Raw genomic sequence first — 23,123 nt, forward strand, 5'->3', positions numbered from 1 at the left:
GCGATGGCGGACACCGGCTTCGTTCAACCGCTGCTCGCGCCCAGAAGCATCGCGCTGATCGGCGCCTCCGACGACAGCACCAAGACGTCGTCGCGGCCGCTGCGCTATCTGAGGCAGGCTGGATACGAAGGCACGATCTATCCTATCAATCCTCGTCGCGCGCAAATCGCGGGCGAGCAGGCATGGCCGTCATTGTCCGAGCTGCCCGCCGTCCCGGATCATGCCTTCATCCTGACGCCGACGGAGCAGGCCCTGCAGGCGGTCGAGGAATGCGCGCGCCTGGGTGTGCCCGTGGCGACGATCCTGGCGACAGGATTCTCCGAAGATCGCAATGCGGGACCTGCGCGGGTCGCGCGCCTCAAATCGCTGTGCAGGGATTCGCGGCTGCGCATCCTGGGGCCGTCGAGCCTTGGCGCCATCAACCTGCACCACCGCACGATCCTCACAGCCAACGCCGCCTTTGCGGAGCCGGATCTTCCGGTTGGCGGCACCTTCGTCGCCTCCCACAGCGGCAGCATGCTTGGCGGATTGATATCGCGCGGCAAGGCACGCGGCGTAGGCTTTGCGGGCCTGGTGTCGGTCGGCAACGAAATCGACCTCAGTCTCGGCGAGATATGCGCGGCGACGCTCGATGATCCCAAGATCACCAGCTACATGCTGTTTCTCGAAAGCCTGCGGCACGCCGACGATCTCAGAGAATTCGCGCTCGGCGCGGCGGCGCGCGGCAAGCCGATCGCAGCCTACACGCTCGGGCGTTCGCCAGTGGCGGCGGAATTGGCGCTGTCGCATACCGGCGCGCTCGCCGGCGAGGATGACGTCGCCGACGCTTTCCTGGCCGATTGCGGCATCGCGCGGGTCGAGAATTTCGAAACGCTGCTCGAAGTGTTGCCGTTGCTCGAACGCGTTGCCCTCGGCGCAACCACGGGCCGAAGCCCTCGGGTCGGCATCCTCACCACCACCGGTGGCGGCGCGGCGATGGTGGTGGACGGTCTGGCGGGCAGGGGAATTGAGGTCGTCACACCTTCGAAAGAGACCTTCGCCGCCATTGGCGCTGCGGGCGTCGCCGTGCAGCACGAGCGGATCGTCGATCTGACGCTTGCCGGAACGCGCTATGACGTCATGAAGGCTTCGCTCGAGGCGATGCTGGCGGCACCTGAATTCGACATGGTGGTCGCGGTCACGGGATCTTCGGCGCGGTTTCAGCCCGAGCTCGCGGTAAGGCCCGTGATCGACAGCGCGGCATCCGGAAAGCCGCTTGCCGCATTCCTGGTGCCGGATGCGCCGGACGCATTACGTCTGCTTGGGCAAGCCGATGTGCCGAACTTCAGGACTCCGGAAGCATGCGCCGACGCGATCGCGGCAGCCTACAAGAGGCGCAGGCCGCGCCCGGCGCCGCCGGCCGCTCCACTCTCGTCCGGCACGCGACAGCTCGACGAACTCGAAGCCTATGTGCTGCTCGCAGGCCTCGGAATAGACCATGCGCCGAGCGTGTCGCTTCCGGCTGACGGATCGAAGCTGGATCTGCCGTTCTCCTATCCCGTCGCGGTCAAGGCGCTCTCCGCAGAGATCGCACACAAGACGAATGTCGGCGGCGTCGCGCTCAACGTGACCAACGCGGAGGAGCTCAAGGCCGCGATCCTGCGCATCGCCGCCTCTGTGGCCGCGAACTGCCCCGGGATTGCGCTGCGCCATGTCCTCGTCCAGCCCATGACCTCGGGTCTCGGCGAGGTCTTGCTCGGGTATCGGCGTGACCCGGACGCTGGGCCGATCGTGCTGCTCGCAGCCGGCGGCATTTACACGGAGATCTATCGCGATCGCAGCATTCGCCTTGCGCCGGTCGACCTCGCTGGCGCGCGCGAGATGATCGAGGAGCTGAGCATCTCCCGCATCTTCCAGGGCTTTCGCAACCGGCCGGTCGGTGATCTGGAGACACTGGCCCGCGCTATTGTCGCATTCTCGAAACTTGCCGAATATAGCGAGCGCGGCGTGATCGACGCAGAAATCAATCCCCTCATCGTCCGTCCAAAAGGAGAGGGTGTCCTCGCGATCGACGCGCTGGTGCAACTCGCACAACAGGGAGATCGTGATGATTGAGCAATTGAAAGAGCGTGTAAACGCCGACGCCGGCCTGGTTCGCCGCGGCCGTTTCCTCTCGACCAACTTCCTGCTCGAGGTCGGCTCGACGCAGTGGCTGGTAAACATCGTGGAAGGACAGGTTTCGTCGGTGACGCGAGGGCCGTTCGTGATGCCGTCGTGGTCGTTCGCGCTGCGCGCGCCGCAGGAGGAGTGGGCGAGGTTCTGGCAGGCTGATCCGCAGCCCGGTTCGCATGACCTGATGGCGCTGATCAAGCGCCGCGTCCTGAAGGCTGAGGGAAACCTCCAAATCTTCATGGCGAACCTTCGTTACTTCAAGGAAAGCCTCGCCAAGCTGCGGGCGGGAGTTGCAGCATGAGCGCGAGCTTTGAACCGATCGTCGGCCGCTACATGAATCTTCAACTGCTGGGCCGGCCGCACCGCCTTTATGTCGAGGAGGCCGGGCAGGGCGTGCCGCTATTGTGCCTGCACACGGCCGGTTCGGATGGCCGGCAATATCGGGCGCTGATGAATCACAAGGACATCATTGCCCGTCATCGGGTGATCGCTTTCGATATGCCCTGGCACGGGAAGTCGTCACCGCCCGCGGGTTGGCACGACGAGGAATATCAGCTCACTTCGCAGCAATACACCACGATGATCCTCGAGATCATGCAGGCGCTCGAGCTGGACAAGCCCATCGTGATGGGATGCTCGATCGGCGGACGCATCGTGCTGCATCTGGCGCTGGAGCACCCCGATCGCTTCCGCGCGATTATCGGTCTGCAGGCGGGCGCTCACGTCGACCCCTACTATGATCTCAACTTCCTGCACCGGCCCGATGTGCATGGCGGCGAAGTGTGCGCGGCGATCGTCTCCGGCCTGGTCGGACCGAAGGCGCCGGTCAAGGAGCGTTGGGAAACGCTGTGGCACTACATGCAGGGTGGTCCCGGTGTCTTCAAGGGCGACCTGCATTTCTACAAGATTGATGGCGACATCCGCCAGCGCGTCGCGCAGATCGATACAGCGCGTTGTCCGCTGTTCCTGCTTTCCGGCGAGTACGACTATTCGTGCACGCCCGAGGAAACGATGGCTGTTGCTGCAAGCGTGAAGGGTGCCCAAGCCACCATCATGAAAGGCCTCGGCCATTTTCCGATGAGCGAGGACCCTCAGGCGTTCATTGGTTACCTGCTGCCGGTGCTCGAGGAGATCAGCCGGACGGCCGGCAAACGGTAATTGCAATTTTCAACTAAAGGGGAGGACAAGGGCAAATGAATCTTCGTTCCATCGTGCTGGCTGTGTCGGCTGCTCTGGCGGCCACGCCGGCTGCGGCCGAGATTTCGGGCGGAGTCGTGAAAATCGGCGTGCTCACGGACATGTCGGGTCCGTACGCCGACAATGTCGGCGCAGGTGCGGTGCTTGCCGCGAAAATGGCGGTTGAGGATTTCGGCGGCAAGGTCGCGGGCGTTCCGGTCGAGGTCGTGTCTGCCGACCATCAGAACAAGGCGGACATCGGGCTCGGCATTGCACGGCGCTGGTACGACACCGAGGGAGTCGACACCATTACCGAGGTCGTGTCCTCGGCGGTCGCGCTCGCTGTTCAGCAGCTCTCGCGCGACAAGAACAAGGTCCTGCTGGCGACCGGCCCCGGGACGCCCGACCTCACGGGCAAGGCCTGCTCACCGGTCGGCATCCATTGGGCGTATGACAACTACGCACTTGCCAATGTCGCGACCGCACCGCTGGTGCATAGGGGTCTGAAGAGCTGGTACTTCCTGACCGCAGACTACAGTTTCGGGCATGCCTTGGAAGCGGAGGCGGCCAAGGTGGTCACCGCGAACGGGGGCCAGGTGCTCGGGTCGGCCCGAGCCCCGCTCAATACGTCCGACTTCTCCTCGTACCTGCTGCAGGCGCAGGCATCGAAGGCCCAGATGGTCGGCCTCGCAAATGCGGGAGCAGACATGATGAACTCGCTCAAGCAGGCCAATGAGTTCGGTCTGACCGATGGCGGCCAGAATATCGCGGCCTTGCTCGTGAACCTTCCCGACATTCACGCCCTCGGTCTCAACAGCGCCAAGGGCCTGATGTTTGCCGACAGCTTCTATTGGGACCTCAACGACAAGACCCGCGCATGGAGCAAGCGCTTCATGGAGCGCTTCAATGGCAAGGCGCCCGGCAGCCTTCAGGCCGCCGTCTACGGTGCCGTGACGCATTACCTCAAGGCAGTGGAGGCAACCAAGAGCGATGAAGGAACGGTCGTCGCACAACAGATGCGCAAGACGCCCATCAACGATTTCTACACGGTGAACGGCACCATCCGCGAGGATGGCCGTGTGCTGCGCGACATGTACCTTCTGCAGGTGAAGCAACCGTCGGATTCGAAGTATCCGTGGGACTACTACAAGGTCCTCGCCACCGTTTCGGGCGACAAGGCGTTTCGTTCCTTGAAGGACGGTAACTGCCCCCTGCTCACGGAGAAATGAGGTCACTCCCGGTCAACACGCAAGCACGAGAGCGTCCGTATGGCAGTGGACTATCCTGAACTGAGGCTGTTCGTCGGCGGCCGATGGATCGGCCTTGACGCGCGAAAGGGTGAGCCGGTCTACGATCCGGCGACGGGAGGTGTCCTCGCCGAGCTCCCGCATGCGACCGTGGCCGATCTGGACGAAGCCTTGGATGCCGCGGCCGCAGGTTTCGAGCGGTGGCGGCGCACGTCTCCGGTCGAGCGGGCGCGGGTGTTGCAGCACGCGTCCGCCCTGATGCTCGAGCGGCGGGACCAGATCGCGACGCTGATCACGCTGGAGCTCGGCAAACCGATCGCCGAAGCAAAGGCCGAAGTCGAGCAGGCCGCGGGAATCTTCAGCTGGAATGCAGAGGAGGGGCGACGCGCCTACGGGCGGGTCATTCCGCCGCGAACGCGAGGGGCCATGCAGTTCGCTTTGCGCGAACCGATCGGTCCCATCGCCGCTTTCGCGTCCTGGAATGCGCCGGCAATTACGCCGTCGCGGAAGATCAGCGGTGCGCTCGCCGCTGGTTGCTCCGTGATCATCAAGGCGTCGGAAGAAACGCCGGCGACCGCACTTGCCATTGCCGCACTGCTGCAGGAGAGCGGTCTGCCGGATGGGGTGCTGAACGTCGTGTTCGGCAATCCCGCGGAGATATCGGCGAAATTGATCGGCTCTCCGATCATTCGCGGCATCACCTTCACGGGCTCGACCTCGGTCGGGAAACAGCTCGCATCGCTGGCGGTGCAGGGCATGAAGCGAATGACCCTGGAACTCGGCGGTCACGCACCCGTGGTGATTTTCGAAGATGTCGATCCCGAGGCCGTGGCACTCTCCGCGGTAACGGCGAAATACCGCAATGCGGGGCAAGTGTGCACGTCACCGACGCGGTTCTACGTGCATCGCGCGATCCACGATCGCTTTGTCGCGCGTTTCGCCGAGCTCGCAAGAGCCATCAAGGTCGGAAACGGCCTCGATCCGGCGACGAGAATGGGCCCGCTGGCCAATGCCCGCCGGTTGGAGGCGATGGACCGTTTCCTGGATGATGCCCGCTCGCGACAGATCGCGGTTCCGGTCGGCGGCAAGCGGATCGGAGGCAAAGGCTGCTTCTACAGCCCGACCTTGATCGCGAATGTCGATGAGGATTGCCTGGTCTCGAACGTGGAGCCGTTCGGCCCGATCGCCGCGACAACTGCGTTCGACACGGCGGAAGACGCCATCCGTCTCTGCAACCGGCTTCCGTTCGGACTTGCGTCTTATGTGATGACCAACGGCATGCGCAATGCCGGCGCCATGATCGACGGCATCGAGGCCGGCAACGTCATCGTGAACCACTGGCAGGCATCGCTACCGGAGACGCCGTTCGGGGGCTACAAGGACAGCGGCGTCGGCTCGGAAGGCGGGGTCGAAGGGCTGCAGGCCTTTCAGAACATCAAATATGTGAGTGAGCATAGGCCGCCGTCGTAACGGCGCGGCTCAGGTCGCGCGCAACAGGTCCGCGACAGCCCGCCGGGCGATCGCGTTTTCCTCCGGCAGGCCGATCGAAATGCGCACCCAGGTATCGAGCGGTGGATAACTACGACCGATGTCGATGCCTTGTGCTGCGAGCGCGGACGCAATGGCTTGTTGCGGCCGGCCGGAGTTGAAGAACACGAAATTGCCCTGCGATTCCGTGAAGCGAACCTTTCGTTGCCGGAACAGCTCGTACCAGGCATCGCGCTCGACCGTGACCTTCGCGCGAACTGACGGCACATAGTCTGCATCTTTCAGACTGGCGTTCGCGGCGACGAGGCTGAGCCGATTGAGGCCGAAAAATGCGCCGATGCCGAGCTGCTTCACCGACTTGGCCAACTCGGCGGGCGCCAGCGTGTAGCCGATGGCAAGGCTGGCGAGCCCGTAGATTTTCGCGAATGTCCTGAAGACGGCGACCTGATCGCCGTTGCGAACGAGGCCGGCGACGGTTCGCTTCTCGAAATCCGGCGTGAATTCGAGATAGGCCTCATCGACGATGACGAGCGTGCGCTTGGAGAGATCGTGCACGAATTCGATGAACTGCGCCGCCTCGCTCACCGTGCCGCTCGGATTATGCGGATTGACGAGATAGACTGCGCGTGTCCGTCCATTGACCTTGCCGGCGATGGCGGGAAGGTCGTTCTCGAGTCGGTCGTTGAGGGGAACGCCGACCACGATGCCGCCGGCGGGCGAGACGGCATCGACCAGCGCAGTATAGCCGGGCTCGGAATAGATGAACTCGCCGCCCGTACCGCCGCGGGCCGACAGATACAGGCCGAGCACGTCGAGAATCTCGCCGAGTACGACCTGCTCGGCAGCAACATTCTCGTGCGCGGCAATCGTCCGCGTCAGCTCGGTGAGTTCGTCGCCGGTATAGCGGCTGAGACCGGTCAGGTGGGCCTTGATCGCCTCCACCGCCCGGGGCGAGGGACCGAACGGATTTTCATTCAAGGAGAGGCGAATTCGATCTTGTTTCGATGCATTGGCCATGGCTGGATACAAAAGACTGCTGGTTGCGGCCGCACTGATCAGCAGCCAATCGCGTCGAGAAAGCTCCGTCAGGGTGCTGCTCCTTACGGTCGATAGCGGTCGCAAAGTTGCGCCGGTCACCACCAACTATAAGCGACCAACGGGACGATCGAGAACACGTCAGACTGCACCGTCGCGCGATTGTTACGCGCGGTGAACTTACGTTGTCTACAGTCTTGATCTCGGATACGGTTCGGACTTCTCTCCGCGCGACACTCTCATTGTCGGGACCGACAACGAAAGGATTTTCGGATCGAACGAAAATCGACACACATCGGCGAATACAAACGGTGAGTTTATTTTTCTCCGGTGCACACTGCTGCGAACATTCGACGTTGAGCACATGCAAGAGGAGGCAAGAATGAAGACAGTGGTTGTGTTACTGTCGACGATTTTCCTGCTGGCCGTACCTGTGACGGCGCATTCCAAATCCGTTTTTGTTGCGAAAGTTCCTAGTGTCTGGCGCACGCCAAACGGCGCAGCCTTCCTGGAATTCCGTTCCAACCCTGATCTAAATCGCGCGTGGGTATCAGCGACCTTATGCGATAAATACGTTAATGGAGATTGGGCAGCGTCCGAATGCAAACCATACAACAGCTACAAGATTAGAGTTGCTGGCCTTGTCTACGATCGTTCGTTAGGTGCAATCCGCCTTGGCAAGCACGTGTGCGCCTGGGTGGAAGATGGACTTGTGCGGCCGATCTTTCGGCAGACGGGCCAGTGCAAACTCAACATAGGCACGGTTCGCCAAGACTACAGCGATGGCTTTGATACGTACTGGCGACCGATGGATGTGATCACCATCCAGCTAAATGATGGAACCGGCAGATAGGTCGAGCGGCGCGCGTTGCGGAATACTGTCTCGCTCTCGTGCAGCACAACGAGAGGAAGGCGAGGGTGATGCGAACCGAGCGCGTTGGCGCTAGGTAAGCGTTGCTGACGTGTCAAGGCGTGTCAATCGACCAAGAAGCTCGGCGAGCTGCGATGCAAGCGAGAGGTAGAAAGCTCACTACACGGCTAGATACGTTGCCTTGGTGAGCGTTCGTTGCATCGTGGGGTCTTCGGATCTTACGAACGAGAAGTTCGTCGACGCGTTGCACCCGATATCGCTCGGTATCCGCTCGCGTGCTGTCGGCTGTATCGACCCCGGTCGTCAGCCTGGGGGACAATTGCTCCTTGAGTTGTATTTGGCGAGGGACGGTGCGATGATGCTCGCGCTCACCGACGCGTACTTGAATGCGATCGTACCGGATTTGGTGCCGACTGCCAGCCTTGGACGATCGGTTTCTGGAATTCCAGGTCGCAAGCTTTTCTTCCTTGCAGATGCATGAGCACAGCAGTGAATGCGAACCCGGTCAGCGATATTGTTGCCTGGCACGCGATATCTCAACAAGAGGTCGTGGAGCGACTCGGCACCAGCCGGGAGACAGGTCTCGATCCGGCTGAGGCCGCGGTCCGCCTTCGGAAATACGGGCCAAACCGTCTGCCGGAAGGCAGGAAGGAGGGACCGTTTGCCCGGTTTCTCGCGCAGTTCAACAACATCCTGGTCTACGTGCTGCTCGCCGCGGGATTCACCAAGTTGATGCTGAACCTTTGGGTTGATGCGGCAATCATTTTTGCTGTGGTCATTCTCAACGCGCTGCTCGGGTTCATTCAGGAGGGCAGGGCCGAGAAGGCACTGGACTCCATCCGCAACATGCTGTCCGCGGAGGCGCGGACGTTGCGCGGTGGCGAGAGCCGCATGATTGCTGCGGAGCAACTTGTTCCGGGCGACGTCGTGCTCCTGGAGTCGGGTGACAAGATTCCTGCAGACCTGCGGCTCATCGAGACAAAGAACCTGCGGACCGAAGAGGCCGCCCTCACTGGCGAATCGGTACCGGCGGAAAAGAGTGTCGATGCAGTACCTGTGAACGCAACGGTCGGGGATCGCGAGAGCATGGCGTTTTCCGGCACCATGGTCACGTCCGGTCGCGCGACCGGAGTGGTCGTCTCGACCGGCAGCGAGACCGAGCTCGGCCGCATCAACCAGCTGCTCGCCAATGTCAGTGCGCTCGAGACTCCGTTGCTGCGCCAGGTCAAGAAATTCGGCTACGCCATCACCGCTGCGATCGGGGTGATCAGCGTCCTGATATTCGCCTACGGGAAGTGGGTGAAGGGTATGGACTTTGTGGAGCTGTTCCAGGCCGTTGTCGGCATCGCGGTATCGCTTATTCCGGAGGGACTACCCGCGCTCATCACGATTACCCTGGCCATCGGCGTGCAGCGCATGGCGCAGCGCAACGCCATCATCCGGCGATTGCCCGCGGTCGAGACGCTTGGATCGGTGTCGCGGATCTGCTCGGACAAGACGGGCACGCTGACGCTCATGGAAATGATGGTGGTGTCCGCCGTTACGGCTGAGTCAGCATATCAAATTACGGGCGACGGTTATTCGCCGAAGGGGGAGATCAGAAAGGACGGAGAGGCCGCGGGCAGGGAGCCGGTACTCGCGCTCATGGGGCGGGTCTCAATGCTCTGCAACGATGCGGAGCTGTTTCTGGAGGAAGGCCGCTGGAAAGTGGAGGGCGATCCGACGGAAGGGGCGCTCTATCCGTTCGCGGCCAAGCTCGGTATGGATCGGCAGGCAGAGCAGGCGGCAGCTCCACGTATCGATGCCATTCCCTTCGAATCCGAGCACAAGTTCATGGCGACGCTCCATGAGGCTGCGAGCGGCGAGCAGGTGCTGCTGGTCAAGGGCGCCCCGGAAGTGATCCTCGATCACTGCGATCGCCAGCAGACCGCCGACGGCCCGCCGAGGCCCCTCGACCGCGAGCACTTCTTGAAACAATCAGACGGACTTGCGGCTCAAGGCGAACGTGTGCTGGCGCTGGCGTGGCTCGAGAATCCGAATGTGAAGGCCGGCAGTCTCACCGCGGCCGACTTGCCACGGACGCTCGTCTTGCTCGGCCTGGTCGGCTTGCTCGATCCGCCGCGCAAAGAGGCCATCGAGGCTGTGAAGGAGTGCCATGGCGGTGGCATCCGGGTCACCATGATCACGGGCGATCACAAGATCACCGCCGCGGCCATCGCCAAGATGCTCGGTCTCGGCGACGGGAAGACGGCGATCACGGGCACCGAAATCGAGGGTATGGACACCGCGACGTTGCAGGAACGCGTTCGCACTGTTGATGTCTTCGCGCGTGCCAGCCCTGAACACAAGCTGCGCCTTGTGAAGGCCATCCAGGCCAATAACCAAATCGTGGCGATGACAGGCGATGGCGTAAACGACGCGCCTTCGCTCAAGAAAGCCGACATCGGCGTTGCCATGGGTATCAAAGGCACCGAGGTGACGAAGGAGGCCGCCGGGATGATTCTGGCCGACGACAACTTCGCCTCGATCTCGGCAGCAGTGAAGGAGGGGCGCACGGTCTACAACAACATCGAGAAGGCCATGCTTTTCCTGTTGCCGACCAACGTCGCGCAGGCAATGGTGATTGCGTCGGCCATCTTTCTCGGCTTCACCATGCCGATCACCGCCCCGCAAGTCCTTTGGGTCAATATGGTGACTTCGGTCGCGCTTGGCCTGGTCATCTCCTTCGAGCCGCACGAGATCGATGTGATGAAGCGGCCGCCGCGCGCGGTGGACCGCCCGATCGTCACAGGATTCGGGATTTGGCGGATCGTCTTTGTCGGCTTGGCGCTCCTTGCCTACACCTTGCTGGCATTCTTCTGGATGAAGGCCCAGGGCGCTTCGGACGGATTGGCGCGGACGGTCGCCGTCAATGCCATCACAATCGGCCAGGTCTTCTATCTCTTGAACAGCCGCTATCTGCTCGACTCGTCGCTCGACGTCAGGGCGCATATGGGCAACCCGTACTTGCCGCTCGGGATCGTTGCCGTGGTGATCCTGCAACTGATCTTCACTTACACGCCGCCGTTCCAGGCGACGTTCGGCAACGAAGCTATCCCGTTATGGGTCTGGCCCTGGCTGCTGGCGGGCGGTCTGGTGTTCTTCCTCGTCGTAGAGGCTGAGAAGCTGATCATTCGCTCGTCGGGCTCGCTGCGGAAGGTTGTCGTCGCTGCCGAAGCTGGCCCATGACTGATCGCAGAGCCTTGGATCCCAGAGCCTTGGACAAAGGCGTCAGCCTTCGCGCGCAAGCTCCGCACGCGCGGCCGCCAGCTCCTTCTTCTGGCCCGCGCTCAGCGTCGGGTATGCAAGGTCAAGCTGCTCGACCGCCTCCACGATTGCCGCAGCGACGACAAGCCGGGTGAACCACCTGTTGTCGGCTGGGACCACATACCACGGCGCGTGCTCCGAAGCCGTGACCCGGATTGCATTTTCAAACGAGCGCATGTAGTCGTTCCAGAACTTGCGCTCGTGGATATCCGAAGGGGAGAACTTCCAGTTCTTCTCCGGCTCGTCGAGGCGCTTCATGAAGCGTTTTTTCTGCTCTTCGCGCGAAACGTTCAGGAAAAACTTGAGGATGACCACGCCCTGCCGCGTCAGGTAGTCCTCGAAATGCGCGATGTCGGTGAGCCGTTCGTCCCAGATCCGCTTGCTCATGAACCGCGGAGGCAATTTCTGCCGCTCCAGGATATCCTCGTGCACGCGCACAATGAGAACTTCCTCGTAATAGGAGCGATTGAATATGCCGATCCGCCCGCGCTCAGGCAGACGCTTGACGTAGCGCCACATGAAGTCGTGGTCGAGCTCTTCTTGCGAAGGCTGCTTGAACGAGTAGACCTGACAGCCTTGCGGATTGACCCCCGACATGACGTGTTTGATGGTGCTGTCCTTGCCAGCAGCATCCATGGCCTGGAAGACGAGCAGCAGCGACCAGCGATCCTGCGCATACAGCATGTCCTGTTCTTCCGCCAGCCACTGAGTGCCGCGTTGAAGGAGGTTGGCGGCTTCACCCTTGTCCATCTTCAGGCCGCGCGTATCGCCGGGGGCGAAATCCTTCAATTGAAAGCCCTTGCCGTTAGCGACGCGGAACGGGTGGGTGTACTTCTGGATTTGGTCGAGAATCTCTTTCCTCGGCATAGCGAGACCTCCCATTTGTGAAGAGACAATCTCGCTCGGTCGGCTAGACGCCGCAATGCTGTCGGCCTCAGTGATCGGGCAGCTCAGTACGATCTGGAATTCCCGGGCCGATCGCCAGCGCGGGAGCAATAGCAGGGAGGGCGTGCAGGACTCGCGTGAACGGACCGCAGACAATCGGGAGAGCGCTACAACAACAGCTCGAGGCTATGGCCTATACCAAATTCGCATAAGGTATATTATGGAATATATTTATATACAATCGGATCAAAGATTTAGGCGAACTTCCTGATAGAAACGCCAATCTGGCGCGTCAGCGCCAGCTTCCCGTCAGGCAATCCGGAGCGACCGCATTGGCCAGTCCGCATGTGAGCATCCAGCCGTCCGCCGCCCTGTGTGAAAGCCTATATTGCCGCCGGCTCCAGACGCTGCAATAAGCGCCAGCGAGATCGCTTGCCGACCCGCGGCACGGACAACAACAAGCCTCATAAGGGAGCAAACCAAGATGAGCTTTTCACGACGCGCGCTACTGAAGGCATCGGCTGCCTCGGCCGTTTTGGGCGGCCTTGGCGCGCCATTGGTGGCCCGCGCGCAAGCCGCCGAGTTCACCTACAAATACGCCAACAATCTCCCGGACAGCCATCCCATGAACGTCCGCGCCCGCGAGATGGCGGCGGCAATCAAGACCGAGACCAATGGCCGCTTCGACCTGCAAGTCTTCCCCAACAACCAGCTCGGTTCCGATACCGACGTGCTGAGCCAGATCCGTTCCGGCGGCGTCGAGTTTTTCACGCTGTCCGGCCTGATTCTGTCGACGCTGGTGCCGGCGGCATCCATCAACGGCATCGGGTTCGCGTTCCCGGACTATGACACGGTCTGGAAGGCCATGGATGGCGGGCTGGGCGCCTATGTCCGCGGCGAGATCAAGAAGGCCGGGCTCGAGGTGATGGAAAAGATCTGGGACAACGGGTTCCGCCAGACCACGTCGTCGACCAAGCCGATCAACGGTCCGGAGGATTATAAAGGCTTCAAGATCCGCGTGCCGGTCTCGCCTTTGTGGACCTCGATGTTCAAGGCGTTCGACGCCGCCCCCGCCTCGATCAATTTCAGCGAGGTCTATTCGGCGCTGCAGACCAAGATCGTCGAGGGTCAGGAGAACCCGCTGGCGATCATCTCGACCGCCAAGCTGTACGAGGTGCAGAAGTACTGCTCGCTGACCAACCACATGTGGGACGGCTTCTGGTTCCTCGCCAACCGCCGTGCCTGGGAGAAGCTACCCGAGGACGTCAGGACCATCGTCGCCAAGAACGTCAATGCGGCGGCCGTCAACGAGCGTGCCGACGTCGCCAAGCTGAATGCCAGCCTGCAGCAGGAACTGGCCGGCAAGGGCCTCATCTTCAACCAGCCGGGCATCACGCCGTTCCGCGACAAGCTCCGCGCCGCGGGCTTCTATGCCGAATGGAAGGGCAAGTATGGCGACCAGGCCTGGGAGCTTTTGGAGAAATCCGTCGGCAAACTGTCGTAAGCTCCAGCGCGCCAACTCAATAATCTCTAGTGCAGGGGGCCGTGATGGCTCATGCCGAACTGAGCGAGATCATGGCCGGCGAGGCGGACCACTCCCCTCGCCGCCGTTCGTTCACCGAATCGCTCGAACACACCCTCGGACGGCTGGTCGAGATCCCGGCGGCGCTATTGGTCGTCGCCGAGATCGTGATCCTGTTCGCCGGCGTGGTTGCTCGCTATGCGCTGCACAGCCCGCTGATCTGGTCGGACGAACTGGCCTCGATCCTGTTCCTGTGGCTGGCGATGCTGGGCGCTGCGGTCGCGTTCCGCCGCGCCGAGCACATGCGGATGACCGCCGTCGTCGCCAATGCGCGTCCGGCGCTGCGGTCCTATCTCGATCTCGTCGCCACCGCCGCGGCGCTGGCGTTCCTGCTTCTGATCGCCTGGCCGGCCTACGAATACGCTTACGAGGAAAGCTACATCACGACGCCGGCGCTGCAGATCCTCAATAGCTGGCGGGCGGCGGCGCTGCCGACCGGGATCGGCCTGATGGCGCTGTTCGCGCTGCTGCGGCTCGCCCGCGCGGCCAATGTGCGGACAGTGCTGGCCGCAATCGCATCGGTAGTGGCGGTGATTGCCGTATTCTGGCTGCTCAAGGGCGTCTTGCGACCGCTCGGCAACCTCAATCTCATCATCTTCTTTGTCGGCGTCACCGGCTTTTCGGTCTTCGCCGGCGTGCCGATCGCGTTCGCGTTCGGGCTTGCGACCTACGGCTATCTGGCGCTGACCACCGGCACGCCGCTGATGGTGCTGGTTGGCCGCATGGACGAGGGCATGAGCCATCTGATCCTGTTATCAGTGCCGCTGTTCGTCTTCCTGGGGCTTCTGATCGAGATGACCGGCATGGCGCGGGCGATGGTCGCCTTCCTGGCGAGCCTGCTCGGCCATGTCCGTGGCGGACTGCATTACGTGCTGGTCGGCGCGATGTATCTGGTCTCCGGCATTTCCGGCTCCAAGGCCGCCGACATGGCCGCCGTCGCGCCGGTGCTGTTTCCGGAGATGAAGGCGCGCGGCGCCCGTCCCGGCGATCTCGTCGCCCTGCTCTCCGCCACCGGCGCGCAGACCGAAACCATCCCGCCGAGCCTCGTGCTGATCACCATCGGCTCGGTCACCGGCGTTTCGATCGCCGCACTGTTCACCGGCGGCCTGCTGCCTGGCGTGGTGCTGGCGATCACGCTGTCGGTGCTGGTCTGGTGGCGCTACCGCAAGGAGGACTTGCGGCACGTGAAGAGGGCGAGCGGCGCCGAGATTGGGCGGACACTCATCATCGCCCTGCCGGCGCTGGCCCTGCCTTTCGTGATCCGCTACGCCGTCATCGAGGGCATCGCCACCGCAACGGAAGTCTCTACGATCGGCATCGTCTACGCCTTTATCGTCGGCTTCTTCATCTATGGCCTTTTGATCTACCGCAATTTCGACTGGCGGCGACTCGTGCCAATGCTGGTCGAGACGGCTTGCCTGTCGGGTGCGATCCTCCTGATCATCGGCACGGCAACCGGGATGGCCTGGGGGCTCACCCAGTCCGGCTTCTCCCGGGCGCTCGCCGCGGCCATGACCGGCCTCCCCGGCGGCTCGGCAAGCTTCATCGCGGTGTCGATCCTGGCATTCGTGATCCTCGGCAGCGTGCTCGAGGGGATACCGGCGATCGTGCTGTTCGGGCCATTATTGTTCCCGATTGCGCGTGCCGTCGGCGTCCACGAGGTGCACTATGCCATGATCATCATCCTGGCGATGGGCATCGGATTGTTCGCACCGCCCTTCGGCGTCGGCTATTATGCGGCCTGCGCCATCGGGCGCGTCGATCCGGCGGAAGGCATCAGACCGATCTGGGGCTATCTTCTGGCGCTGATGGTTGGACTGATCATCGTCGCGATCTTCCCGTGGATTTCCATCGGGTTCTTGTGAGACTTTAATCTTTAATGGGATCCAGCCATGAGCGCAGCCCAGAACCAGTACAATATCGGATTGGACAAGACGCCCGCCAACTACGTGCCGCTGACGCCGCTCAGCTTCCTGGCGCGTTCGGCCGCCATCTATCCCGACCATGTCAGCACCGTCTATGAAGGCCGTAGCTTCACCTGGGCCGAGACTTACGATCGCTGCCGGCGCTTCGCGTCCTATCTCGCCAGCCGCGGCATCGGGGTTGGCGATACCGTTGCGGCGATGCTGCCGAACATCCCTGCGATGAACGAACTGCATTTCGCGGTGCCGATGACCGGCGCGGTCTTGAACACGTTGAACATCCGGCTCGACGCGCCGTCGATCGCGTTCCAGCTCGATCATGGCGGCGCCAGGATCATCCTGGTCGATCCCGAATTCGCCGGCGTCATCGCCGACGCGCTGGCGCAGATGAAAGGTCCCAAGCCTTTCGTCATCGACGTCGATGATGCATCGTTCGATGGCGGCCAGCGCATCGGCGAGATCGAATATGAAGCGGCGCTCGCGCTGGGCGATCCCGCCTTTGTCGAGCGTCGGCCTGACGACGAATGGGAAGCGATCGCGCTCAGCTATACGTCGGGGACCACGGGTAATCCCAAGGGGGTGGTGACGCATCACCGCGGCGCCTATCTCAACGCCGTCAGCAACATCCTCGCGGGTAATCTCGGACAGCATCCGGTCTATCTCTGGACGCTGCCCATGTTCCACTGCAACGGCTGGTGCTTTCCCTGGACCATAGCAGCCGCCGCAGGCGTCAATGTCTGCCTGCGCAAGGTCGAGCCCACCAGGATCTTCGAGCTGATCGCAAAACACGGCGTCAGCCACATGTGCGGCGCGCCGATCGTCTACAACGTGCTGATCAATGCGCCGGACGCGCCGAAGGGTGGGCGCGCAAAGCCCGTGATTGGATTGATCGCAGGCGCCGCCCCGCCGGTCGCCGTGCTCGAAGGCGCCGAGCGGATCGGCATCAAGCTCACCCATGTCTATGGCCTGACCGAGGTCTATGGCCCCGCCTCCGTCTGCGCCGAGCAGCCCGGCTGGGACGAATTGCCCGCCCCGCAGCGCGCGCAGATGAAGCGGCGGCAGGGCGTGCCCTACCCGCTCGAGGAGGCCGTCACCGTGCTCGATCCCTCAACGATGCAGCCCGTGCCGCGCGACGGCGAGACCATCGGCGAAGTCATGTTCCGCGGCAACATCGTGATGAAGGGCTATCTGAAGAACGAGAAGGCGACGCAGGAAGCCTTCGCCGGCGGCTGGTTCCACACCGGCGATCTCGGCGTGCTCGATCAGCACGGCTACGTCATCATCAAGGACCGCTCCAAGGACATCATCATCTCCGGCGGCGAGAACGTCTCCTCGGTAGAGGTCGAGGACATCCTCTACAAGCATCCCGCGGTGCTGTTTGCGGCAGTGGTCGCCAAGCCCGACCCGAAATGGGGCGAAGTGCCCTGCGCCTTCGTCGAGCTCAAGGAAGGTGCGCAGGCAACGGAGGCAGAGATCATCGCCTTCTGCCGCGAGCAGATGTCCGGCTTCAAGACGCCGAAGGCGGTCGTGTTCGGCCCGATTCCGAAGACCTCGACCGGCAAGATCCAGAAATTCATGCTGCGCAACCAGGTCGGATCAGCGAAGGCGATTACGGCGTAGCTACATGTCTCCCGACCGACGTTTGATATGCCTCGCACGCAAGTCATATCTTCAGTTTTGAGGTGAAAGAAGTCCTCGAAATCCTTAGTTCGTCCCGGCCCCGTTAAGATGTCCCGGCTCCGTTAAGATTCAGGGCGCCCGCATGGTTCCTCCCCTCCACGCTAAAGTGGCCGAGGACGATTTCGGTTTTGTTTGCGTTCATCGGAAGCTTGGCTTCAAGACCTATTCAGTGAGCCGATTAGGTTAGGTCTCACTCTTTGCGAAACCACTCCAGTTCCCGTTCAAAGAATCTGACATAGTCGTCGACTGCGCGCTGGCGCTCTGGCGAATGCGGTCCCCCGTTGCTGCGATATCTCGTCCAACCATCCAGACCTCGCTGAAGTTCAGCCACTATGTGGCGCGGCACGTCCGCCCGTGTGGCGCGAATCCTCTGCGTGTAGACGCCAGCGACCACATATGGCCGTCGAAGATCGTCGTCATAGGTCTCGCGTTGCGCCGACCACAGCGCATGCGGCAGCATCTTGCCATGATGTTTGCCGAGCGCGCGCAACAGAACGCTCTCCGCCTCCGTCGTGGAGATAGGGAACAGCGTTCCGACGTATCCCCGGGCACCGCCGAACATGAAATTGGTCACCAGTCGGCGCCACGACACGCATGCATTGTTGATGATGATGGGGGTGCTATCGTTGGCAACCGACCTAGGGAGTGCGATGAAGTTGTTGTCGTGCATCTTAAGTGCTGCCGATCCGACGACTCGGTCAACTGTGTCCTTTACGATTGGCTCTAATTCGTCTTCGCTGCTTGGCCGGGCTCGCTCCACGAAATCTCTGATCGCCGTGCCTACGTACAGCTTTGCCTTTTCGCGCGGATCATTCCACGGCACTCCATCGAGCGAGACGAAGCGCATGAACTGCGTTACCTGCAACAGGTCCTTGTCTGACGTGCGTCCAACGCCGAGCGCTATGTCGACGACTAGATTGCGCGGAATACCCTCTGAATCGGTGAATTCATACGTCCATCGGTGGCCAGAAACGTCTCCGCAATGAGTGGCGACAACCAGAAGGTCGTAGGGGAAGAGTTCGATCATCTCTGAGACCGATGTCACGTCCGCAGCAGGTCCCTCGTAGACTCGCACAAAAAGACGCTGCTCAGACAATATCTTGGCCGCTGCGTCGATTTCCGGCGCTGGTGTGGTGTCTGGGTTGACCATGACAGCGACTTGCACACCGCGCGAGTCTTGCTGTTCTGCGGCAAAGCCGTGCACTACTTCTATCCCGACGTCTAGCGAGAGCAGATGGGTTGACGGGGCCTCGGGGAATGCGAAACCAAACGGAAGGCCGTCCGAGAAGAATGTAATCGACCCATTTTCTGGAATGGGGATATTTCCGGCGATTGACCGAAGCTCGTCTCGCAGTTCTCTGAGAGCTGCGGAGGCGGACATCTCGCGATTGTCGTAGACGGAGTAGAAGCGCTCCAGTATTTCGTCGGCATGCTCACTTTGTGTCGCCGGGATCAGGAACAAGCCGGCGCCAAGTGCGTGGGCATAGTTTGCCGCGATAACTTGCAGAATGTCATCCTCCATCTCGCACACCACAAGGTGGTCGACCCGCGGTGGCTCGTACACTTCTGGGGAAGCTCGGTCCTCGAAGACAATGGACTTCCTGGCGCGCATCGCCCGCAGCATGCCGATGCCGATGTTGTCACGCCCCCAGGTCATCGGAGTCGTTGGCTTGGTTTTCAAGAGCATCGCAAGGTCGTCGGCGGCACGGACGCGCTGGGTCATGCGTCTCGGCAACTTTCCCTCGAGAGCGCTCGCAGCTTCGTCTCGGACGCCGGCAATCAGGACCCGCTTGGCCCGCGCGCGGGCCGCCGCATTGATACGCCGAGTGACCTCCGCATTTCTGTCCGGACGTTCCCATCGCGGTCCGTCGATCACGGGCACATACGTTCCCGGGGAAGCGAGGAAGCACGACAGCCGAGCCGCGAACTGCGCATCGTCTGAGAAAATGAGTGTGTCAGATAGACTGGGGGTCTTCGGCGGCAAGGGCGAATGCACCAGCAAATTGTGCGGAAAGCGCTATTGGTAGCGTCGCAATCTGATTCTACCCAGACCTACGGCCCACGAAGGCGGCTTTATTAACGTTGGGGCGGCCTCTTCCGCCACAGTATCGAATTGATTGCCGCTCCGCGCCAGGTCAGGCGGGAGTCGATGGCACCGAGATACCTGCTTACGGGGCTAAGTGTCGCCTGGGCTGGAACGACCTGTTGGTATCTTTAACCCGCCTTGTCCAACACCAGCCGCATGCCGTCATACGCCGGCACGACGCCGGCCGGCAGCTTTTGCCGGAGCGCCTCATAGTCGAGGTCGGCGTGCATATTGGTGATGACGGCGCGCTTCGGCTTGAAGCGGTCAATCCATGACAGCGCGTCCGCCACGCTGAAATGGCTGGAATGCGTCGCATAGCGCAATCCGTCGACGATCCAGAGATCGAGGTTCTCCAGCGCCGGCCAGCTTTCCGTAGGGATATCGTGCAAATCTGGCGTGTACGCCGCGCCGCCGACGCGAAAGCCGAGCGCGGGAATCCTGCCGTGCTGGACCAGGAAGGCGGAAAGCTTGACCGGACCGCCCTTCCCCTCGGTCGTATGGCTCTCGCCCGCCTCGATACCGTGACGCGTCAGGATCGGCGGATAGTCGCTGCCCTCGGGCGAGATGAAGCAATAGGAGAACCGCGCCATGATGTCCTTGGCGGTCGACTGGTTGAAGTAGACCGGAATGCGTCGGCGCTGATGCATCACCACCGAGCGCAGGTCGTCGATGCCATGGGTCTGGTCGGCGTGCTCATGCGTGAGGAAGACCGCGTCGATGTGATCGACGTTGGCGTCGATCAGTTGCTCACGCAGGTCGGGCGAGGTGTCGACCACGATCCGCGTGGTGCCGTGCGCGCCGTTGCGCTCGACCAGCAGCGAGCAGCGGCGGCGGCGGTTCTTCGGATTGTTCGGATCGCAGGCGCCCCAACCGAGCGCCGGGCGCGGCACGCCGGCGGAGGAGCCGCAGCCCAAAATCGTCAACGTGATCGTCATGCCGCCTCTTTCGGAGCCGGCACTTTGGAGAACAGCCGGAAGAAGTTTTCGGTGGTCTGCCGCGAAATTTCCTCCAGTGAAACGCCGCGCGTCTCGGCGAGGACCTTGGCGACCTCGACCACGTAAGAAGGCTCGTTGCGCTTGCCGCGGAATTTGCCGGGCGCGAGATACGGCGAGTCGGTCTCGACCATGATGCGATCATCAGGTAGCTCGGCCGCGAGCGCCCGCAACGCCTCCGATTTCTTGAAGGTCAGGATGCCCGTGAACGAGATCGACAGGCCAAGCGAAATCGCTTTCATCGCGAGCTCACGCCCGCCGGTGTAGCAATGCAGCACCGCCTTGAACGGTCCCTTCGCCACCTCGTCTTCCAGGATGCGACCGCAATCCTCGTCCGCCTCTCGGGTGTGGATCACGAGCGGCAGGCCGGTGGCGCGTGCAGCGGCGATATGCGCGCGGAAGCCGCGCTCCTGCGCCTCGCGCGAACCGTGCTGGTAGAAGTAGTCGAGCCCGGCCTCGCCGAGCGCCACGACCTTCGGATGCCTGGTCAGCTCGATCAGTTCGGCCGGCGCAATGCCGTCTTCCTCGTCGGCCTGATGCGGATGCGTGCCGACCGAGCAATAGACGTTCGGAAAACGCTCGGCGATCATAAGCAGCCCATCGAGCCGCCGCACCCGGGTCGAGATCGTGACCATGCGCCCCACGCCCGCGCCCTCGGCCCGCGCGACGATGGCGTCGAGATCCTCAGTAAAGTCAGGAAAATCCAGGTGGCAATGGCTGTCGACCAGCATGTCCTTCCAACCGCTCAATCGGTCTTTGGTTCGACATAGCGAGGGAACACGCCGACCGGCGGCGGCAATTGGACGCCCGGCTTGAGCCGCTCGCCATAGGCCGCGAATTGGCGCGACTTATGATCGTCCCTGGGAATGCCCAGACTGTCGAGCAGCTTGGCCGAGGCTTCCGGCATCACAGGCTGCGTCAGGATCGCGATCTGGCGCACGACCTCCGCGGTCACATACAGCACCGTCTTCTGCCTGATAGGATCGGTCTTGGCCAGCGCCCATGGCGCTTCGCCCGCGAAGTAGCGGTTGGCTTCGGCCACCATGGCCCACACCGTGTTCAGCCATTGGTGGATCTGCTGGGTCGCCATCGCATTTCGCGACGCCTCCAGCATGTTATCTGCCTGCGCCAGGATCGCCTTGTCATTGTCCGAGAACTCGCCGGGCTCCGGCAGCACGCCGTCGAGCTGCTTGGCGATCATCGACAGCGAGCGCTGCGCCAAATTGCCGAGATCGTTAGCAAGGTCGGCATTGATCCGCGCGACGATGGCCTCGTGGCTGTAATTGCCGTCCTGCCCGAATGGCACCTCGCGCAGGAAGAAATAGCGCATCTGATCGACGCCATACTGGTCCGCGAGGTTGAAGGGATCGACGACATTGCCGACCGACTTCGACATCTTCTCGCCCCTGCTGAACAGGAAGCCATGGGCATAGACGCGCTTCTGCACGGGGATGCCGGCCGACATCAGGAAAGCGGGCCAATACACCGCGTGGAAGCGGATGATGTCCTTGCCGATGATGTGCACATCCGCCGGCCAATAGCGCCAGTTTGTATCGTTCTCGTCGGGATAGCCGACGCCGGTGATGTAGTTGGTGAGCGCGTCGACCCAGACATACATCACATGCTCGGGATCATTGGGCACCTTGACGCCCCAGTCGAACGTCGTGCGCGAGATCGAGAGATCCCTCAGCCCGCTCCTGACGAAGCTCATGACTTCGTTGCGGCGCGAGTCCGGCCCGATGAAATCGGGCTGGCTCTCGTAGAGATGAAGCAGTCTGTCCTCGTACGCGGAGAGCTTGAAGAAGTAGCTCTTCTCCTCGACCCACTCGACCGGCGTGCCCTGCGGTCCGCGGCGGACATTGTCCTCGCCGACGACGGTCTCGTCCTCGGCGTAATAGGCTTCGTCGCGCACCGAGTACCAGCCGGAATAGCTGTCGAGATAGATGTCGCCATTCGCCAGCATGCGATCCCAGATCGCCTGCACCGAACGGTGGTGCGCCGGTTCGGAGGTGCGGATGAAACGGTCGAACGAGACGTTCAGCCGCTCGTCCATTTCCTTGAAGCGGGCGGCGTTGCGGGTGGCGAGTTCGTGCGGCGTCAGTCCCTCGCCTTGCGCGGTCTGGATCATCTTCTGGCCGTGCTCGTCGGTGCCGGTCAGGAAGAACACGTCCTTGCCGTCGAGCCGCTGGAAGCGCGCCAGCGCATCGGTCGCGATCGCCTCATAGGCGTGGCCGATATGCGGCTGGCCATTGGGATAGGCGATCGCGGTCGTGATGTAGAACAGGTTGCCGCGGTCGGTCGCAGGCGCGGGGTTGGCGGCGGGATCGGGTTGCTTCGGCTTTGGCTTCGGCGCCTTCTTCGCCACCGGCGCGGGCGCGGGTGCGCTGGCCTGCTCCGGAGCAGGAACCGGCTTTTCTGTCGCGGTCTTCTTCGTGGCTTTCTTTGCCGATTTTTTCGCGGGCTTCTTGGTCTTGGCAGGCGTCTTCTTGGTCGTTGCCTTCTTAGCAGTTGCCTTCTTGCCCGCGGCTTTCTTGACGGCGGTTTTCTTCTTGGCAGCTTTCTTCACGGCCGTCTTGGCGGTCTTTTTCGCCTTCTTCGTAGTCGCCGTCTTCTTTTTCGTGCGCGTTTTCACCGCGGCCTCGGCGGCGCGACGTGCTGCCTTCTTCGTCTTTTTCTTCTTCGAAGCTTTCCGAGCCACAACG

At 62.1% G+C, this 23,123-nt stretch carries 16 protein-coding genes; 10 read left to right on the forward strand and 6 right to left on the reverse strand.

The annotated features are described in order from the left end of the window. The first annotated feature begins 3 nt into the window (after positions 1-3). The 5 genes from AC5ZG5_RS06635 to AC5ZG5_RS06655 are packed head-to-tail and all read left to right on the forward strand — an operon-like array spanning position 4 to position 6,044. Entirely contained in the window at positions 4-2,094 is a 2,091-nt protein-coding gene (locus AC5ZG5_RS06635; RefSeq protein ID WP_456641651.1) for an acetate--CoA ligase family protein, read from the forward strand. Further along, a complete protein-coding gene (locus AC5ZG5_RS06640) occupies positions 2,087-2,452 on the forward strand; it encodes a hypothetical protein (protein ID WP_456641652.1) in 366 nt (121 codons plus the stop codon). Before AC5ZG5_RS06635 ends, AC5ZG5_RS06640 begins: the two co-directional genes overlap by 8 nt. Beyond that, positions 2,449-3,309 (forward strand): alpha/beta fold hydrolase, encoded by an 861-nt coding sequence (locus AC5ZG5_RS06645; RefSeq protein ID WP_456641653.1) that lies wholly within the window; start codon positions 2,449-2,451, stop codon positions 3,307-3,309. Before AC5ZG5_RS06640 ends, AC5ZG5_RS06645 begins: the two co-directional genes overlap by 4 nt. Before the next feature lie 35 nt (positions 3,310-3,344). Further along, on the forward strand, positions 3,345-4,556 hold the full coding sequence (locus tag AC5ZG5_RS06650) for an ABC transporter substrate-binding protein (RefSeq protein WP_456641654.1): 1,212 nt from the start codon (positions 3,345-3,347) through the stop codon (positions 4,554-4,556). Between the two features lie 39 nt (positions 4,557-4,595). Then, positions 4,596-6,044, forward strand: a complete 1,449-nt coding sequence (locus AC5ZG5_RS06655; RefSeq protein WP_456641655.1) for an NAD-dependent succinate-semialdehyde dehydrogenase — start codon at positions 4,596-4,598, stop codon at positions 6,042-6,044. Between the two features lie 9 nt (positions 6,045-6,053). On the opposite strand, the gene AC5ZG5_RS06660 is transcribed toward AC5ZG5_RS06655, so the two are convergent. Beyond that, positions 6,054-7,079, reverse strand: a complete 1,026-nt coding sequence (locus tag AC5ZG5_RS06660; RefSeq protein WP_456641656.1) for a pyridoxal phosphate-dependent aminotransferase — start codon at positions 7,077-7,079, stop codon at positions 6,054-6,056. Positions 7,080-7,479: 400 nt separating this feature from the next. Between AC5ZG5_RS06660 and AC5ZG5_RS06665 the strand changes: the two genes are divergently transcribed. Both AC5ZG5_RS06665 and AC5ZG5_RS06670 read left to right on the forward strand, forming a co-directional pair. Further along, on the forward strand, positions 7,480-7,950 hold the full coding sequence (locus AC5ZG5_RS06665; RefSeq protein ID WP_130223382.1) for a hypothetical protein: 471 nt from the start codon (positions 7,480-7,482) through the stop codon (positions 7,948-7,950). A gap of 495 nt (positions 7,951-8,445) precedes the next feature. Then, a complete protein-coding gene (locus AC5ZG5_RS06670) occupies positions 8,446-11,196 on the forward strand; it encodes a cation-translocating P-type ATPase (protein WP_456641657.1) in 2,751 nt (916 codons plus the stop codon). A 42-nt stretch (positions 11,197-11,238) separates the two neighbouring features. Here the strand turns inward: AC5ZG5_RS06670 and AC5ZG5_RS06675 are convergent, their stop codons facing one another. Then, positions 11,239-12,141, reverse strand: coding sequence for a polyphosphate kinase 2 family protein (locus AC5ZG5_RS06675; protein ID WP_456641658.1), 903 nt, complete (start codon positions 12,139-12,141; stop codon positions 11,239-11,241). A gap of 502 nt (positions 12,142-12,643) precedes the next feature. On the opposite strand from AC5ZG5_RS06675, the gene AC5ZG5_RS06680 reads away from it, so the two are divergent. Genes AC5ZG5_RS06680 through AC5ZG5_RS06690 form a run of 3 tightly spaced genes read left to right on the forward strand, consistent with a single transcriptional unit; the run spans position 12,644 to position 17,283 of the window. After that, positions 12,644-13,663: a TRAP transporter substrate-binding protein gene (locus AC5ZG5_RS06680; protein ID WP_130223376.1), complete on the forward strand. Its 1,020-nt coding sequence runs from the start codon at positions 12,644-12,646 to the stop codon at positions 13,661-13,663. Between the two features lie 44 nt (positions 13,664-13,707). Beyond that, the gene (locus tag AC5ZG5_RS06685; protein WP_456641659.1) at positions 13,708-15,606 is read left to right on the forward strand and encodes a TRAP transporter large permease; all 1,899 of its coding nucleotides are present in this window, start codon (positions 13,708-13,710) and stop codon (positions 15,604-15,606) included. A 27-nt stretch (positions 15,607-15,633) separates the two neighbouring features. Continuing rightward, complete coding sequence (locus AC5ZG5_RS06690; RefSeq protein WP_456641660.1) at positions 15,634-17,283, forward strand: acyl-CoA synthetase; 1,650 nt, start codon at positions 15,634-15,636, stop codon at positions 17,281-17,283. 250 nt (positions 17,284-17,533) lie between these two features. On the opposite strand, the gene AC5ZG5_RS06695 is transcribed toward AC5ZG5_RS06690, so the two are convergent. The 4 genes from AC5ZG5_RS06695 to metG form a co-directional block, all read right to left on the reverse strand. Then, the gene (locus AC5ZG5_RS06695; protein ID WP_456641661.1) at positions 17,534-19,066 is read right to left on the reverse strand and encodes a hypothetical protein; all 1,533 of its coding nucleotides are present in this window, start codon (positions 19,064-19,066) and stop codon (positions 17,534-17,536) included. A gap of 491 nt (positions 19,067-19,557) precedes the next feature. Continuing rightward, positions 19,558-20,364, reverse strand: a complete 807-nt coding sequence (locus AC5ZG5_RS06700) for an MBL fold metallo-hydrolase (protein ID WP_130223370.1) — start codon at positions 20,362-20,364, stop codon at positions 19,558-19,560. Beyond that, positions 20,361-21,152, reverse strand: coding sequence for a TatD family hydrolase (locus tag AC5ZG5_RS06705; RefSeq protein WP_456641689.1), 792 nt, complete (start codon positions 21,150-21,152; stop codon positions 20,361-20,363). The genes AC5ZG5_RS06700 and AC5ZG5_RS06705 overlap by 4 nt, the downstream gene beginning before the upstream one ends. Positions 21,153-21,166: 14 nt before the next feature. Further along, complete coding sequence (gene metG / locus AC5ZG5_RS06710; RefSeq protein ID WP_456641662.1) at positions 21,167-23,119, reverse strand: methionine--tRNA ligase; 1,953 nt, start codon at positions 23,117-23,119, stop codon at positions 21,167-21,169. Positions 23,120-23,123 lie beyond the last annotated feature (4 nt).

The organism is Bradyrhizobium sp. Ses1 (genome assembly GCF_059512365.1).